This window comes from Streptomyces sp. NPDC008317 (genome assembly GCF_042955955.1).
Taxonomy (GTDB): Bacteria; Actinomycetota; Actinomycetes; order Streptomycetales; family Streptomycetaceae; genus Actinacidiphila.
Genome location: NZ_JBIBFQ010000002.1, coordinates 447195 through 463036, shown reverse-complemented (window position 1 = coordinate 463036; position 15842 = coordinate 447195). Strand labels below are relative to the sequence as shown.

16 protein-coding genes and 1 pseudogene are annotated in these 15842 nt (G+C 68.7%); 6 read left to right on the top strand and 11 right to left on the bottom strand.

Features of this window, described 5'->3' with window-relative positions; translation table 11 throughout:
* Positions 1-12: 12 nt before the first annotated feature.
* From ACFY9V_RS07115 to ACFY9V_RS07095, 5 genes are all read right to left on the bottom strand, one after another.
* Positions 13-1257: a serine hydrolase gene (locus ACFY9V_RS07115; protein WP_391159966.1), complete on the bottom strand. Its 1245-nt coding sequence runs from the start codon at positions 1255-1257 to the stop codon at positions 13-15.
* Between the two features lie 138 nt (positions 1258-1395).
* Positions 1396-3261 (bottom strand): hypothetical protein, encoded by a 1866-nt coding sequence (locus ACFY9V_RS07110; RefSeq protein ID WP_391159963.1) that lies wholly within the window; start codon positions 3259-3261, stop codon positions 1396-1398.
* 329 nt (positions 3262-3590) lie between these two features.
* The gene (locus tag ACFY9V_RS07105) at positions 3591-4271 is read right to left on the bottom strand and encodes a LuxR C-terminal-related transcriptional regulator (RefSeq protein ID WP_391159960.1); all 681 of its coding nucleotides are present in this window, start codon (positions 4269-4271) and stop codon (positions 3591-3593) included.
* A 531-nt stretch (positions 4272-4802) separates the two neighbouring features.
* Positions 4803-5759, bottom strand: a complete 957-nt coding sequence (locus ACFY9V_RS07100) for a DNA-formamidopyrimidine glycosylase family protein (RefSeq protein ID WP_391159957.1) — start codon at positions 5757-5759, stop codon at positions 4803-4805.
* Between the two features lie 91 nt (positions 5760-5850).
* Positions 5851-6642, bottom strand: a complete 792-nt coding sequence (locus ACFY9V_RS07095; RefSeq protein ID WP_391159955.1) for a VOC family protein — start codon at positions 6640-6642, stop codon at positions 5851-5853.
* Positions 6643-6838: 196 nt separating this feature from the next.
* On the opposite strand from ACFY9V_RS07095, the gene ACFY9V_RS07090 reads away from it, so the two are divergent.
* Both ACFY9V_RS07090 and ACFY9V_RS07085 read left to right on the top strand, forming a co-directional pair.
* Positions 6839-7003 (top strand): hypothetical protein, encoded by a 165-nt coding sequence (locus tag ACFY9V_RS07090; protein ID WP_391159953.1) that lies wholly within the window; start codon positions 6839-6841, stop codon positions 7001-7003.
* Positions 7004-7155: 152 nt separating this feature from the next.
* Complete coding sequence (locus tag ACFY9V_RS07085; protein WP_391159951.1) at positions 7156-7692, top strand: DUF664 domain-containing protein; 537 nt, start codon at positions 7156-7158, stop codon at positions 7690-7692.
* Between the two features lie 342 nt (positions 7693-8034).
* Here the strand turns inward: ACFY9V_RS07085 and ACFY9V_RS07080 are convergent, their stop codons facing one another.
* Both ACFY9V_RS07080 and ACFY9V_RS07075 read right to left on the bottom strand, forming a co-directional pair.
* Complete coding sequence (locus ACFY9V_RS07080) at positions 8035-9210, bottom strand: tyrosine-type recombinase/integrase (RefSeq protein WP_391159949.1); 1176 nt, start codon at positions 9208-9210, stop codon at positions 8035-8037.
* A gap of 247 nt (positions 9211-9457) precedes the next feature.
* Complete coding sequence (locus tag ACFY9V_RS07075; RefSeq protein WP_391159948.1) at positions 9458-10108, bottom strand: helix-turn-helix domain-containing protein; 651 nt, start codon at positions 10106-10108, stop codon at positions 9458-9460.
* 315 nt (positions 10109-10423) lie between these two features.
* Between ACFY9V_RS07075 and ACFY9V_RS07070 the strand changes: the two genes are divergently transcribed.
* Positions 10424-10621: a helix-turn-helix domain-containing protein gene (locus ACFY9V_RS07070; RefSeq protein WP_391159947.1), complete on the top strand. Its 198-nt coding sequence runs from the start codon at positions 10424-10426 to the stop codon at positions 10619-10621.
* 918 nt (positions 10622-11539) lie between these two features.
* On the opposite strand, the gene ACFY9V_RS07065 is transcribed toward ACFY9V_RS07070, so the two are convergent.
* Positions 11540-11692: a hypothetical protein gene (locus tag ACFY9V_RS07065; RefSeq protein ID WP_391159945.1), complete on the bottom strand. Its 153-nt coding sequence runs from the start codon at positions 11690-11692 to the stop codon at positions 11540-11542.
* Positions 11693-11920: 228 nt separating this feature from the next.
* Between ACFY9V_RS07065 and ACFY9V_RS07060 the strand changes: the two genes are divergently transcribed.
* Positions 11921-12286 carry a helix-turn-helix transcriptional regulator gene (locus ACFY9V_RS07060; RefSeq protein WP_391159943.1) on the top strand — a complete coding sequence of 122 codons (366 nt, stop codon included), beginning with the start codon at positions 11921-11923 and terminating at the stop codon, positions 12284-12286.
* Here the strand turns inward: ACFY9V_RS07060 and ACFY9V_RS07055 are convergent.
* Complete coding sequence (locus tag ACFY9V_RS07055) at positions 12169-12912, bottom strand: hypothetical protein (RefSeq protein WP_391160622.1); 744 nt, start codon at positions 12910-12912, stop codon at positions 12169-12171. The genes ACFY9V_RS07060 and ACFY9V_RS07055 overlap by 118 nt on opposite strands.
* A gap of 35 nt (positions 12913-12947) precedes the next feature.
* Here ACFY9V_RS07055 and ACFY9V_RS07050 point away from each other — a divergent pair, with 35 nt between their 5' ends.
* Together ACFY9V_RS07050 and ACFY9V_RS07045 are read left to right on the top strand one after the other, a co-directional pair.
* Positions 12948-13256, top strand: coding sequence for a hypothetical protein (locus ACFY9V_RS07050; RefSeq protein WP_391159941.1), 309 nt, complete (start codon positions 12948-12950; stop codon positions 13254-13256).
* Between the two features lie 208 nt (positions 13257-13464).
* On the top strand, positions 13465-13932 hold the full coding sequence (locus ACFY9V_RS07045) for an RICIN domain-containing protein (protein ID WP_391159939.1): 468 nt from the start codon (positions 13465-13467) through the stop codon (positions 13930-13932).
* A 133-nt stretch (positions 13933-14065) separates the two neighbouring features.
* Here ACFY9V_RS07045 and ACFY9V_RS07040 read toward each other — a convergent pair.
* Together ACFY9V_RS07040 and ACFY9V_RS07035 are read right to left on the bottom strand one after the other, a co-directional pair.
* Positions 14066-14488, bottom strand: a pseudogene (locus ACFY9V_RS07040) (transposase).
* Positions 14460-15479 carry an NlpC/P60 family protein gene (locus ACFY9V_RS07035; protein ID WP_391159937.1) on the bottom strand — a complete coding sequence of 340 codons (1020 nt, stop codon included), beginning with the start codon at positions 15477-15479 and terminating at the stop codon, positions 14460-14462. The pseudogene ACFY9V_RS07040 and the gene ACFY9V_RS07035 overlap by 29 nt, the downstream one beginning before the upstream one ends.
* Between the last annotated feature and the right edge of the window lie 363 nt (positions 15480-15842).

Genomic DNA, 15842 nt, shown 5'->3' with positions numbered 1-15842 from the left:
CGTCGGCGCGGGTCACGGCGCCTGACGGTCGCACAGCGCGTCGTCGGTGAGCGCCTCCACCGCGCGATTGACCTTGTCCTGGTCGATCAGCGCGGTGGTGGTGGTCACCGACACTGTCACCGCGCGGCGGCCGTCGGCGCTCACGGCGGGCCGGGTGTACACGCCGAAACCGTCGCCCTCGTGCAGGTAGGAGACGCCGCCGCAGCTCAGCGGGACCACCCGCAGCCCGAGCCCGTAACCGCCCTGCCTGCCGGACGGCGGCACCGGCAGATCGTCGTACGGCACCGTCTCGCGCATCTCCCGCCACTGCTCGGCGGGCAGCAGTTCGCCGGTCGCGAGCGCCCGGAAGAAGGTGTTGAGGTCGCCCGGCGTGCTCACCACCCCGGAGTCCGCCGTGTGCTGGAAGCTCAGCTCGGTCGCGTCGAGCACCCCGCCGTCGGGAGCGTCCACGGTCACCCGCTCGTGCGGCCCGACCAGGAACGGATTGTCGCCGGGGATGTACGTGTGCCGCAGTCCCAGCTTCGCGATGACGCGGTGCTCGACCAACTCCCGCCAGGTGGCGCCCGATCCGCCCGCCGTCCGCTCCGCCCTGTCGTTCGCCTTCTCCGCGATCATCGCGGCCAGCAGGTAGTTGGTGTTGGAGTACGCCCACTGCCGGGCCGTACCCGCCGGTCCCGGTGTGAACAGCGGCGGATGGCTCATCGCGAGGGCGACGAGCTGCGGGGCGGGCGTCACGTCGTAGCGGTTCTCGTCGAAGTGGTGGAAGAGCCGGTCCTGGACGGACGGGTCGGCCACGTAGTCGTAGAGCCCGCTGGTCTGCCGCAGCAGGTCCCGCACCGTGATCCGCGAGCCGTCGTTGCCGTGGCCGCGCACCACGCCGGGCAGCCAGTGCTCGACGGTGTCGTCCAGCGACAGCTTGCCCTCGGCGGCCAGTTGGAGCACCACGACCGCCGTGAAGGTCTTGGTGGTGCTCGCCGCGCGGAATTCCGGCTCCCACGGGACGGGTTCCTTGGAGCCGCGTCCCGCCGTGCCGAACCGCGCCCGCAGCGGCCCGTCCGGGGTGTCGACCCGCGCCACGACATTGACCTGGCCGTCCCCCGCGGCCCGCACCGCGGCGAGGTCGCCGCGCAAGTCCCCCTGCCCGTAGTGGTGTCGGCCGCCCGAGCCGTGCGCGGGCACCGCCGCCAGCGCGGACGCGGCCAGTGCCACCGACCACGCCGCCACGATCGTGCGCTTCCCCGACAACGACACCCTCATGACGGCTCCCCGTTGGACGACCCGGGCCCGCCCCGTGCGGACTGCGTCCATCCAACCCGCGCCGCGCACCATGATCGATGGAGCTGTCACCCGAACGCCCGGTGGGGACAACCCCCGGTCCGGGCCGCCGACAGCGGGTCAGCGGCGCGGGCAGATCACCAAGTGGTAGGCGGGCAGGGCGGCGACGGGCCGGTGGCAGTCGAACCGGCCGCGGATCGTGTCCGCCGCCTCGGGCGCGACCTGGCCCAGCGGGAACCAGAAGGTGTCGAGCACGGCGTAGCGCGAGGCGGGGTCGCTCAGGCAGCGCAGATTCTCGCGGTAGCTGACCTGACTGGTGATCGACCGGTCGTAGCGCGTGCGTTGGAGGAAGTCGGGCGTCGGGTAGCGGCAGTGCGTCGGGTTGCCGAGCAGATAGCCGATGTCGCCGAACGCCAGGTACGTGACGGGGGTGTCCGCGCCGATTCGGTGCCGGACGCCGGTCAGCCACCGGGTCAACTCGTGCCGGGTGTCGGCGCGTTCGAGCGAGGTGAAGGTCGAGTGCCGGGTGTCGTACGAGTACGGCGTCGTCGGCCACACCGGGATCGCCAGCGCGAGGAGCAGGGCGAGGGCCGGGACGGAGCGGAGGAGGAGGCCGGGGGAGGGGGCGCGTACCGGCACCTGTCCGGGTACCCGCGCCCGTACGCGTACCCGTGCCTGCACCCGTGCTCGCCCGTGCAGCGAGGCCGTGAGCAGCGTCGCCACGACGACCGCCGAGACCAGCGTGTACGCGGCCGTCTCGTGCGCGTGCCGCCAGTTCCAGGACTGCCCGGCGATCAGGGGGACGGCGACGCCGAGCAGCAGGGCCCCGGCGAGCAGCGGCAGGTCGGGGCGGCGGGCGACGGCGAGACCGCACAGGGCGGCGGCCAGCACCGGGAGCGCGGCCAGGTGGTACTGGAACCACTGCCCCTGCACCACCAGCGCGGCCAGCACGCCCGCGACCCCGGCCGCCGTCAGCAGCGGCCACGCCCAGCGGGCGGCGCGGGACGCGCTGCCGCGCGCGAGCAGCACCACGGCGGCGGGCAGCAGCGCCACCACCGGGTTCATCAGCGCCTCGGTGCCGACCGTGGTGATCAGCGCGTGCACGTCGGCGGAGTGCAGGCCGTTCTGCAAAGGGGTGTTGGGGTTCAGCGCCGACAGTTCGTTGAACCAGCGCCACTCGCGCGGCTGCACGAGGATCGCCAGCGCGAAGCCCGCGGGGGCGGCGACGGCGGCGGCTGCCGTGGTCAGCCAGCCGCGCCTCCGGTCCAGGACGAGGAGCGCGCCCAGCGGCAGCAGCGCCGTGGGCGCGGTCGTGTACTTCACCAGCACCGCGAGCGCGACCAGCACGCCGCCGAGGCCGACGGCCACCCAGGTGCGGCGCGGCGCGAGCGCGGCGGCGAGACCGGCCACCGCGCACAGCACGGCCACCCACTCCGGCTGGAGGAAGTCCCAGGCGGGCGCGAAGAGCAGCGCGAGCCCCAGGGCTCCCGCCACCGCGTTCGCCTCGCGGCGCGGCAGATGGCGGGCGAGGCCCTGGCGCAGCCACCACACGACGGCCGCCGCGACGACGATCACCAGCAGCCGTATCGACGCCTCGCGCACGGCGACCGGCCCGGCGGTGAGGTGGTCGAGCCACGACAGCGGCCAGCGGTACGCGAGCGGCCGGTGCACGAAGGTGCCGGACGCCGGAATCCCGCCGCGCCCGCTCGCCCGCATGCCGCCGAGGACGTACCGCACATCGTGGTTGAGCCCGCTCCAGCACATGGCGGCGACGGCGGCGAGGCCGAGGAGGGCCGCGGCGAGGCGGACGGGGAGGGGGTACGGGGTGGTCGTGCGGTCGCGGTCGCGGTCGTGGTCGCCTTCGCCGGGGCCGTGGGGCGTCGGGACCGCTTCCGGGCGGGCGTCCAGGCCCGGCGCCCGGTCGGTTCCGGGGGCCGGCCGCGCGGAGGTCCCGGCGCCGTCGTCGATGTCGGGAACGGAGGTCACGGCCGCTGACACTAGCCGCGCGCCCGCGCGGTACGGCGGGGTTGGCCGCCTCGTACGCCGAATGTTCAACGGAATTTACGCGGGTGTTCGCGGCGGGCGCGTGAGGTGAGCCGTTGGGGCCTGCTGCCGGGCGAGGTGGGCGCGTACGGCCGCCGCTCGTTTGGTCGGTGCCGGTGCCGGTGCCGGTGCCGGTGCCGGTGCCGGTGCCGGTGCCGGTGCCGTCTCCGCTCGTACGGCCCGCGCCCGCGCCGCCTGTGGCCGTAGCGCCGCCCGCGCCCGTACGCCCCCTGTCCGTACGGGCTCACGTCTCACGCGGGCGGGCGCAGCCGTCAGTTCGCGGTGTCCGCCAGCGTCGCCTCGTCGACCAGCCCCATCCTGATCGCCTTGACGACGGCGCTGGTCCGGTTCGTGGCGTCGAGCTTCAGCAGGACGCTGCTCACCAGCCGTTTGGCGCCGTGCTCGGAGATCAACAGGCGCCTGCCGATCTGCTTGTTGCTCAGGCCGCGCACCAGCAGCACCAGCGTCTCGTTCTCACGTGACGTCAGCGCCCCGCGCCGCTTCACCGGGGCCGCTGCCGCCGCCTGTTGGATGAGGCTGCGGCCCAGCTCCACCGGAATCGCCATCTCCCCGGCCGCCAACTGGTCGAGAGCGCGGGCCATTCCGGCCGCCGACAGGTCCTGCCGGATCAGATAACCGTCGGCGGGCAGCCCCGCCAGGTCCCCCGTCTGATGCTGCTCGATCACCAACAGCAGCCGTGGTGACGGGTTCTCACCCCCGGCGGTCCCGACACCCCCGGCGTCCCCGACCCGTCCGGTCGCCCCGGTGCTCCCGGCTTCCCCGACGACCGTCCACAGCCGCCGGTTGGCCGCGGTCAACACCGCCACGTCGGGGGCGTGTTCGCGCACCTTGCCGATGAAGTCGAACTCGTTCGCCGCGAAGTACGTCTCCACGCCGGTCGCGAGACCCGACATGATCGCCTGCACCCCGAGGCGCAGGATCTGGTCCTCCATGAACAACACCACGCGGAGCCGCGCGGGAAACGGCATGCGACGCGAATGGTGGAGAATTTCCGAAGTCATAAATCCGCCCGTGTCTCTTCCGAGTAAGAACCACATCGGCGGCCTGCCCCCGAGCGGGCGCCTTTCCACAACGCGACGCCACCCCGATTGGCCGAAAAGGGCCAACGAGGGCGACTGCGGGAGCACTTACGGGCCTGAGCGTTCCCCATCGCGTTCGATCACACCTGGTACTCCCCTGGTATCCACCTGGCATGGCAGGAGCCCACGCCCGGTAGCAGGTGATCACATTTTTGCCTCATTACGCTACCAACGGTTAACGTCACCGGTCAACCAACTCGGAACCCCGGCGTCCGCCGAACCGGAGCGGGGCGTACCGCACTTGAGCGGGCGAGACCTCGACGCGGGCCCGTGCGGCGCCAGTTGACCGGCCGCTTGGGCAGCCGCGTGGGCAAGCGCCTGAGCGCCTGTTTGAGCGCCTGCCTGAGCGACTGGTGGAGTGGTCGCGCGAGCTCACGTGTGCGCCTACTTGAGCAGCCGGGACATCCGCCGGTCCGCCAGCGGCTTGCCGCCCGTCTGGCACGTCGGGCAGTACTGCATCGCCGAGTTGCTGAAGGACACCTCGCGGATCGTGTCCCCGCACACCGGACACGGCTCGCCCTTGCGCCCGTGCACCCGCAGCCCGCTCTTCTTCTCCGACTTCAGATCGCGCAGCGGCAGCCCGCGCGACCGCTCGACGGCGTCGGCCAGCGTCGTACCGACCGCGTCGTAGAGCGTGGCCACCTCGTCCTCGGTGAGCGTGGCGGCCAGCTTGTACGGCGACATGCGCGCCGCGTGCAGGATTTCGTCGGAGTACGCGTTCCCGATCCCGGCGATCACGCTCTGATCGCGCAGTACGCCCTTGATCTGGCTGCGCTTGCCCGCCAGCAGTTCGGTGAAGGCCGCGAGGGTGAAGTCGGCGGCGAAGGGGTCGGGGCCGAGGCGCGCGACGCCCGGAACGTCCAGCGGGTCCCGTACGACGTAGACCGCGAGGCCCTTCTGGGTGCCGGCCTCGGTGACGTCGAAGCCGGTTCCCTCGCCGCCGGTCGTTCCGGCCCTGCTTCCGGCCCTGCTTCCGGCGCCGGTTTCGGTGTCGCTTCCGGCCCCGGCCCCGTCCCCGTTTCCCCCTGCCGGGGCGAGCCGTACGCGCAGTGCCAGCGGTCCCTTGCCGGGGCGCGGCGGCGCGTCCGCCATCTTCTCCGTCCACCGCACCCACCCGGCCCGCGCCAGGTGGATCACGAGGTGCAGCTCCCCGGCCGTGAGGTCGAGGAATTTCCCGTGCCGCCCCACGGCGTCGAAGGTCCGCCCCTCCAGCGCTCCGATCGGCGGGTCGTACGTCTTGAGCGCGTGCACGGCGACCGGGTACACCCGCTCGACCGTACGGCCGACCAGCTGCTCGGCCAAAAACCTGCTCAGGGACTCGACCTCCGGCAATTCAGGCATACCCCCAGTCTGCCCTGCCGCCGCCCGACCCGCCCCGGACAGACCGCCGCCCCGGGGCGTACGGCCCCGGGGCGGCGCGGGACAGCCGGGATCAGGCGGGCTGGAGTACGGCGAAGGTCGCGCCTGAGGGGTCGGCGAACCAGGCGATCCGGCCGATGCCCGGCACGTCCACGGTCGGCACCAGCACCGTCCCGCCCGCGCCCTGGACGCGGGTGACGATGTCGTCCGCGTCCGCCACGTCGAAGTACGGCACCCAGCGCGGGCTCACACCCTCCTGCGCGGCCGTGATGCCGCCGAAGGCCGTGTTCCCCTGGTCGCCCTCCGAGGTCGAGACGAACGTGTACGGCGCGTCACCCACCTGCGTGTCCGCCCCCCGCCAGCCGAACAGCCCGCGGTAGAACTCCAGCGCCGCGGCCGGGTCCGCCGTCTGGAGCTCGACCCACCCCAGCGACCCGTACACCGACGTGGTCTCCAGACCCTTCAAAGCCTTCGGCTGGAAGAGCGCGAATTCCGCCCCGCCCGGATCGGTGACCGCCGCCATCCGCGCCGCGTCCCGCGCGTCGAACGGCTCGGCCCGCACCGCCCCACCGGCCTGCGCGACCGCCTTCGCGGTGGCCTCCACGTCCGGCGTCTCGAAGTACACCGTCCACGCCGGGGTCGCCCCCTCGTCCACCAGCGGCCCCAGCGCCGCCACGATCTTCCCGTCCTTCTGCAAGGTCCCGTAACTCCCGGCGTCAGGCCCCGCCGGGTGGAACGTCCAGTCGAACACCGCCCCGTAGAACCCGGCCGCGGCCAGCGTGTCCTTCGCCGCGATGTCGATCCATGTGGCCGATCCGAGAATGGAATCCGTGGTGAGCATGCTGACGTGCCTGCCTTCCGTCATCAGTTCAAACCCATGGGCCAGAAGCCCCACCCCATCGTATACACGGTATACACCCCCTCGCCCGCCTTCCCCCCAACCCCACCCCGCCGCCACGGACCGTGTCCGGCGGCGTGGGGAGCCCCCTACGAAGCGTCTCCCGCGGATCGGAAGCGACCTTGGTCGGTATCAACCTCGTCGTCGCGGACATGCGAAGGTCATGACGGATGAGCCGGGCACCACCCCCGCCGAGGACAAGACGCTCTACCAGAGGGAGACCCTGGAGGACGAGGTGATGGACGAGGTACTGGCCTCATACAGCGAAGCCGTCGACGAGAAGAGGCCGCCGACGTCCAGCGAAACAGCGGACACGGACGCGGACTGAGCCTTCCGCCGGTCTCGCGGTGGAGATCGGCGGAGGGCACACCTGGCCGCTTCTCCTCGAATCGCGGGCGGGCGATGAGTTCCGGCACGCGGTGAGGTCTTCCTGGGGACGTACGAACTCGGCCGAGCACGACCGGTAGGGGAGACCCCAGCGTGAGCGACATCGTGGTGCAGAACATCGTGCGGCCCGACCGCGTGCTGTCAGGCTCCTGGCTGGAGGTGATCGCCTCGAATCTCGACTACCACCGGGCGACCTTCCTGTGGAAGTGCGAGGGCCTTACGGACGCCCAACTGCGCCAACGCCCGCTGCGATCCTCGGCGTTGACCCTGCTGGGGCTCATGCGCCACCTGCAAGGAGTCGAACGTGCCTGGTTCCAGCGGACGTTGGCCGACACCGCGCCTCGCTTCTTCCCCTACCGGACCTACACCACCCCCGACGGCGACGAGTGGTACGACGAGTCGGACGCCACGTCCGCCGAGGACGTCTACGAGGACTACCTGACGTCGTGCGAGGAGTCGCGGCAGCTCTTCACGAAGGTGACCGCCGACCTCACCCGCATCATGCCGAACCCGGAATTCGGCGCCACCGACGTGCGCTTCGTCCTCGAGCACGTGATCGAGGAGTACGCCCGCCACCTCGGCCACGCCGACCTCCTCCGCGAGGCCATCGACGGCGCCACCGGCGAATAGCCGACGCCCCTCGCACACACCACCATCAGCAGAAGCCACCCGGCCGACCACGGCCACGGGCAGCGCGGCCCGATGCCCACGCGGACGTCATCCTCGCAGCACCTGGCCTTCTCCGGCCTGACGGGAGCTGTCCCGGGGATCGATCCCACCGCCGACGCGAGGGAGCCCCGTCACGCTCCGGGAGGGAGGTGGCGGGGCTCCGGTGCATCTGGTGGGGGTTGCCGCACGGGGCGGCAGCCCGGGCTTAGATGTCGAAGTACAGCTCGAACATGGCTTTGACCTGGCCATACGGGGCCTCCTCGGTCGCCAGTCCACAATTGGTCCACATCGGGGCGCGCTCGCTCACGCCGCGGACCGGTAGCGCTGGCCAATCGCCTGCCGTGCCTTGTCGACGGCGCCGGTGACCCGGTGGACGTACATGCGGAGAGTGAATGCCGGGTCTTCATGTCCTAGGAGGTCGGCGAGGGTGTAGACGTCCACTCCACCGGCGATGGCCTCGGAAGCGAAGAGGTGCCGGAGCGAGTGCATCATCTTCTCGCGGCACTTCTCCCACACGCGCCCGCGACCTACTGGCTTGTCGTTGAGCGCCTCGATCAGGCCGATCGCTTCGAGTGCGGCCTTCCAGAGGTAGTTGAAGTAGTTCTTGTTGAGCGGCTTGCGCTCGCGCGAGGCGAACATCAAGCGGACGGTGACGGGCGGCCCGTCACGCTCCATCCAGGGCAGGGTGATTTCGACGGGTGGGAAGAGGCGTATGTGTTCGGCGAGGATGAAGGCGAGTTCGTCGCCGATGGGCACGTACCTGTCCTTCGGATCCTCTTCGGTTCCTCCTTTCGGCGGTGCGAACACCATCACGCCACGGTCGTGGGCGATCTGACGCTGTATGTGGACGACCTTCTCCTTGTGCAGCCAGTTGATGTCGTCCGGACTGAAGCCGAACACTTCGCCTTGGCGCATGCCGATCCCGCGCCCGCAGTCGACGGTCGCTTTGTAGGGGTCTGGAAGGTGGATCTTTATGCCTTCGGAGTCGTTCCAGTCGACGGCAAGATCCTTGGACCCCCTGATCTGTCGGCGAGGCTTCACCCGTTGGACGGACCGAGAATCGCATGGGTTCTTGCGCACGACTTCGTCATCCACGGCCATGACGAGAATGGAGTTCAGGTGCGAGTAGATCAGGCCGGCTGTCCGTTCGCCGAGCGTCTTGCGTAGGAGTTTGATCCAGGCGACGATCTTTGACGGCGTAAGCTGCCGGATCTTGATGTCACCCAACGGCTCGATGATGTGGAGTCGAACCCGTGACTCGTACTGAGGTTTGGTCCGAGGGTTGGGGAAGCTCTGGTCATCGAGCCATTGCTCAGCGATGGACCTGAGGAGAGTGTCGCCCTTCTCCTTGGCGATGTAGGTGCCTTCGTCTACTTCGACGGTGACCTTGGAAAGCCGCTTGCGAGCATCGTCGAATTTCTCGAAGGCTTCGGTTACTTGGTTGCCATCGGAATCTCGCCAGCGGGCCAGCCATCGCATCCCTTGCCCGTGGCGTGCGGAAGGGACTTTTTTATGCGCCCGACACTGTGCCTCATCGGCCCGTGGGTGGGTCTTGTGCCATCTGTCGTACGGTTCGGACATGCCGTTTTGTGCCCTTATATATTGACGAGGGCATGCCAAAGAGTGGAGTGGCGAACGCCTTGTCAGTGCTTTCTGTTGGCGAGTCGCGAGCCGGAGATTCCGGCCTCATGAATTGGCACACCAGTGGCGTGGCCGTGTCGCGCTGCTAGTCCTTCTTTGCACGCTGCAGAAGAGTCAAAATCTCGTCTGTGTCAGCGCCTGCCGCGAGGGCGGACTCGACCTCGGACAGCAACGACTGCATCCGGGTCGCGGCATCCGCGGCCAATGCGGCTGTCTGGGTGTTGAACGAGTCCAACAACTCTCGCGCGCGGTCCTGAAGAATTGAGCGGGCATAATCGGCCGTCTGCTTGTTCGGGTCAGACGAAGGTAGATCTTGGAGCGACGCGGCGTAAAAGTGACGCGTATCGCTTCCCGGCAAGGCTCTGTCTCCGCGGATCCACAGCAGCAGCGCCTCTCTGTCCGTAACAAGGCAGTCAGGGGTGATCTGTACGCCGAGAGCGGCGTTGTCGCCTTCGGGCAGTCCGAGCAGATGCATCGGCGCGACGTCCAGGACGTACGCCAGCGTCATGACTTCATCGACCGTCAACTCGCGCCGACGGCGGCCATCAGGGCCCGGCCGTCCGCTCTCGATGTTGCTGATCACTGACTTTGTGAACTTTGAAGCCCCGTGCTTCGCGCACTCCTCGGCGAGTTGTTGTGCTGACCAGCCTCGCCGCAGTCGGGCTTCCTTGAGTCGAAGCACGACGACGTCGCTGACCGACAGCCCTGGGGGCTGTTGGGCAGAGGGGTTGGTCATCCAGGCTCCTCGCCTTGTCGTATCGGCGACTGTACCTAGAGACGGTTGGATGTGCAATCGACAGTGCCGGGTCGTGTCCGTCTAGGTGCTCTTGGTCTGCCGACAGATCCCATCGTACGGCGCCGGATGCACCATCTTTCCAGCTCAAAGGCATCTAGCGGCGGCATCGACTCAAGGCGGAACCCCTCATTGCTGTCGTTTCGACAACTTATTCTGTCTTATTGACAGCGAGGGGAGTGCCTGGGGAAGCTCAACTCAGTCGCCGATCCGACAGAGAATGATGTCGAATCGACAGAGAGCTAGAGATGAGTGCCCATGAACACACAAGATCGCTTGTGGACCCTCAAGGAGACCGCTGAGTTTCTGGGAATCCCGCAAAACACGCTGTACCAGATGAACTGGAAGGGGACCGGTCCCCGCTCGTACAAGGTCGGACGCCACCGTCGGTACGAGCCGGCCGCCGTTCGGGCCTGGCTTTCCGAGCGCGCCTCGGAGCCGGAGCGTGGCCGTTGAGCAAGTCGAACGTCCGTCGGCCGTTGCCCGATCGCCGTCGATGGTGGACGGCAGCGGAAACCGCCGACTTCCTCGGCATCTCCGTCCAAGGGCTTTTGACATTGGGGTCGGACGGCCGCGGCCCTCGCTATGTACGAGAAGCCAGCGGGCGCCGCTACCGCCGCGTCGATGTCCGAGCCTGGCGCTCCACCGGCGCAAGGACCGCTGCGGGAGATCATCGCCGTCGCGGTGCGGACTGACGCTCGCAACTCGGCCCGCAGGTCCACGCGGAGATTCCCCGCCCATCCGTGCCGGACCCGACGGGGATGGGCGAGCGCAGTCACAGCGGTCGTGCCGACCGCCACCTAGCAACCACCTGGAGAAGGCGATGAACACACAACCGATTGACCGCTACTCCCAGGAGCCGGCGCACGAGTGGGTCGGACGCCTCTGGATCTCGACCTGCCGCGACGCCAACGGCCACTACTTGTGGGGCCAGATCCTCGACGTTGCGCCTGGCCGCGTCAAAGTCCGCTGGCTCGGGCGTCGGGAGTGGGCCGACGAATGGGTCACTCGCGACAGGGGCACTCTGGTCAGAGCCTCTGAGCGGGCTCCCACCGACCTCTCGGCCTAGCGACCACCCGCTGGATGTGGCGGCCACCGGCTGCCGCTTCCAGCGGTGTCGGGCCAAGGATTCAAGAAGTCGCCCGGCCTATGACAGGACGGAAGCTTTTCGATGTGGACCGCTGATGGGGGGCGCCCCGCGGGGCCCGTCAGCGGCAACCGTACTCGCGAACGTGCGTCTCCCGGTTGCTCGGCCGCACCCTCAGCGGACTAAGCGCCGGACTGCACATGCGGAAGTGACCCCGTACGACGGGACTCACGCGGTGGGGGCTTTCGAACGCCGGGAGACCCCCTCGGTACTGCGTAGACCAATCGTCAGAGACCATGCCGGATCACTTCGACGTGATCCGCGCAGGGTGGCGCGGACGGTCCGAAGAGCCGTTCCTTGGGCATCCCGCCCGTTCCCTGCATATCGCTGCCGCCGCTGCACTCGGGCTCGCGCTGGTCGGCGTCGAAGGCGTGACGCATGCCGAGGGTGTAGGCGGTGACGCCGATTCGACGCCGAATTCTTCGTGTCGGCCCAGGCTGAGCGGCTCCCCTGATGCGGGGTTGGCTGATCGCGCTGCTACGCGGTGGTCAAGCGTGACCCGTAGCCACGCCCGGTCAGCACTTGATCTTTTTCTAGTACGCGAGCGGAAGATGGCCTCAGGCGGCATACGTGCCCTATCTCTACCTAGGGCTTGGTAGAGTTCAAGCATGATGAAGCGAAGTGGGCATCCGCCGGACTCCGGGGGACCGCGGATGACGCTCCAGACGCAGGCCGTGCTGCGGGCCCTGCTCGTGAAGCCGACGGAAGAGCTGTACGGATTGCAGATCTGTGCGGTGGCGGAGCTCCCCTCGGGGACGATCCACCCGATCCTTGCCCGGCTGGAGTCTGCCGGTTGGCTGGACTCCCGTTGGGAGGAGGTCGACGCGAGTCAGGCGGGTCGGCCACGCCGCCGGTATTACCGGCTCAACCCAGAAGGTGCTGAGAGGGCTCGGATGGCCCTGGCAGTTGCATCTGCCAAACGCAGTGCCCTGCGCGCGCTGCGCCCGGGTCTGGCTGGAGGCACCACTTCATGAGCAATGCCGGTGCCTCCGAGGTCCGCGCGACAACCCATCACCACCGCGCCCCCGATTCCGTCCTTGCCCGCGCTCGGGACTCTGCCCTCGCCATCGCCCGCGAGCTCGAATTCGCCCGAGATCGCGCCCATGAGTTGGAGGGTGCTCTCGATCAGGCCCGCCTCAATCGAGCCCGGGAAATCGTCGGCGACCTTGCCGTCCACCTCGACCTCGTCCGCGATTTCGTCGGCGAGATCGGCCCGGTCCGTGGTCTCGACCTTGATCTCGACTTGGTCCGCAGTCTCGACTACGACCTCGACCTCAACAGCGCCCGCCGTGTCGTCGTAGTGCTGGAAAGAGCGGGAGCCCAGGCGCGGAAGATCGTGGTCGAGCTCGGAACCGTTGCCGCGCTTGACGGGGTGTTGGCGACGGGACAGGTACGGACTGCCGCGTGTGCCGGATGGTTGGTCCGGGTGGCGTTGCGCATCCTGCCCGCGGCCGAACGGATGCGGTACAGCGAAGAGTGGCGCGGAGAGCTGTGGGATCTCGCCGAGGGGCCGGCTCGACGGCGCAGACAGACCCGTCACGCCATGCGACTGGTCGTCCGGGCGTGGCCCGTGCGATGCGGCATACGTGAGAGCCAGCACCGTCGTCCGGGTAAGGGTTGACTCTGGTGGGCGGGGTGAAGGCGAAGGTAATGGCAGGGGCGGGAGCGATGGCCGGAGCGGGCGGAGTCTTGGTCGGCGGCCTGCCTCTGGCGGCAGCGGTGCTCGGTGTGCTCGTCGTGGCGGTACTCGCTCTGCTGGTATGGACGGTGGCCGACGCCAGCCGTACACAACGCCTGGCAGAACTGATCCGTGCCTACCGCGCACCGTCCGCCCAGCTCCCGTCATGGTCCGGGGAAGCCAGCGACAGCCTGTCGAATTCGCCCGACCAGTCGCAGACCGCCGACCGTCACTCGATCGGTAGCCACCTCGAAGAAGCTCACTGACCCGGGCTCAGTTCGACCTCCGCTCGGATCGGCCCGTACCCGGAACACCACAGCACCACCCCGGGTATGGGCCGTTTCGCGTGTCCGCCCGCGGGCGCCGTCCCGCCTGACCGCCCGGCGCACCCTGCCATCTGTCAGGAGCGGGCCGGCGGCCAGCTCTCCTACCGTGACCGCCACAGGCGGGCACAGACCGAGGGGAGAGGTTCACATGATCGGCAAGCGGGGCATGGCGGGGACTCTGGCGGGCGCAGCGATCGCCCTGGCCGGGACGACGGGGGTCGCCTCGGCGGCCCCGTCGGCGGATCCGGTGGAGACATACAGGAACAACCAGACCGGGTGGTGCCTGGACTACAACTCCCGGGAGAACGTCCACTCGCAAGGGTGCAACGGCGGAGCCTGGCAGCAGTGGCGGGTACACGCCTGGGCCGACGGAACCAAGCGGTTCCAGAACGTCGCCACCGGGGTGTGCCTAGCCCGCGACAACATGTCGTACTCCGTGTACGGCGCCCAGACCTGCGACTCCTCGACGGAGCAGAGCTGGCGAGTGGACCACGTCAGCGGTGGGCTGGTGTTCCGGGCGCAGTTCGGGGGCTTCACCGACTGCCTCGACGACAACTACGTCGACGGGGTGCGGGCGTACCCGTGCAACAGCGGCCCGTACCAGGTCTGGTACTGAGTCGAGCGCGGGCCGGTTCCGGGGGCCGCGGGAACGCCTGCCGGGCGGTCTCGCGGCTCCCGGGACCACCTGTTTCTCCCTCGGTAAAGTGGCACGCCGAAGGGCGGCTACTGACCGTGAACGTGTGGTGTCGTCATGGTGGGGTGCAGACGAGTCCGGTGCCGGCGAGGCAGCCGTCGAGTACGTCGCTGCGGTACTGGAGTTGGCGTAGGCCCCGCCGGACGGCGGGGATCAGGTCGTCGGGGCCGGTGAAGGCGCGGTTGGCCGTGGTGGTGCGTCGCAGTACGGACCAGATGCGTTCGACGGGGTTGAGGTCGGGTGCGTAGGAGGGTAGTTAGTAGACGGTGAGCCAGTCGCGGTCGGCGATGTAGCGGCGCATTCCGGCGGCGAGGTGGGTGTTGAAGTTGTCCTACACAAGGACGATCGGGCCGCCGAGTTGCTGGTGGGCGGCCTGGAGGAGGTCGCGGTAGTCGGTCCAGGCGAAGCGTTTGCGGCCGTCGGGGCGGGTGTCGGCGCGGGGCCGGTACTCAGTGCACGATGCGGCGGAATGCCACAGATTCCTTGTTCCAGTATCCGTCGTCGAATCGGGTGGTCTGGATGTCCTTACTCGTGCGCGGCGCGTCCAGGACGAGGTTGCTTCCGAGGAACATGCCGACGTGGCCGGGGTTTGTGGGCGTTCCGTCGGAGCCGGCGGTGAAGATGAGGTCGCCGGGCTTGAGGTCGGAGGCGTTGTAGATGGGGGTGCCGTCGAGCACTTGGGTGTACGTGGTGCGCGAGATGGTCACTCCGGCCGCGTCGTAGGCCATCATCATCAGACCTGAGCAGTCGTAGCTGGGGTTGCCGGTGCCGCCCCATTGGTAGGGCATGCCGAGCTTCTGGATTCCGTACGAGACCGCGGTGACGATCTGGACCGGGGTGCCTGCTGGAAGGCTGAAGCCGGCGGGGAGTTGCACGGGGTCCGTGATGGTCTCGCCCGCGCCGTCCTGCGACCCTCCCGAGCAGTTGGTCGCGCCTCCGCCGACGGTGGCGACGAGCTGGTGGGCGAGCGGTTCCCACTTTGTGTACGCGTCGGGTATCGCTGACTGCTGAACCGCCTGGGCGGCCTGAGTTACGGGCAGGCTCTGCCAGTTGGGCACCTGGAGAAGGTGTGTGTAGAAGGATTTCGCTGAATACGCCGGATCCATCAACTGGCTTGGGCTTCCCCAGTCCTGCGAAGGGCGTTGCTGGAACAACCCGATCGAATCAAGGTCCCCGTTCGGCAAGTTGATGAGCGAGGATTCCTGCATGGCGACGGCTATCGCGATCACCGGGGCCTGTTGAGGAAGCTTCAGGTCGACCGAAATCTGGTAGATGATGGCGCCGTTGTTGATCTGCTCCGAAGTCAGTGTGGTCCCGTCGGCCATGGGTGATCCGGCGGCGACGTGAGGTGCACACTCGTCCGAGCTTTGGGTAGCTGGGGTGATCGCATTCGCGCCGCCTCCGGCCAGCGCGACGGAGAGCACCAGAGCGGCGAATCCGACCGGGACGCCGACAATGATCTTGTTCATGAGCCCCCGTCTTTTCCCGGCCTTCTCGCTAGGCGCGGCAGTCGGCGAGCGGCCCGCAATGCATGCCGGTCGTCAACGTGAGTCAATTACTGAGGCGCTCACAATAGGCAGAGGTCGAAGAAAGCAGTCAACGAAAGTCGTCCGTGACGCACGTCACGATGAGTGGCGGTGGCTTCAGCGTCTGGGGCGTCGGCGGAGGTCGCCTGCGGGTGCAGCCAACTGCGGACGCCTGGCCTCACTGGTGCTCATGGCCTGGGCGGCTCAAGATCAGGTCGCCTGTCGGCCCCCACTTTGCGGTCGCTGTCCGCCCCTCGCCGCACACAGTGACTGAAGTCATCCAGAGTGAACGATGTGACTGGTGAG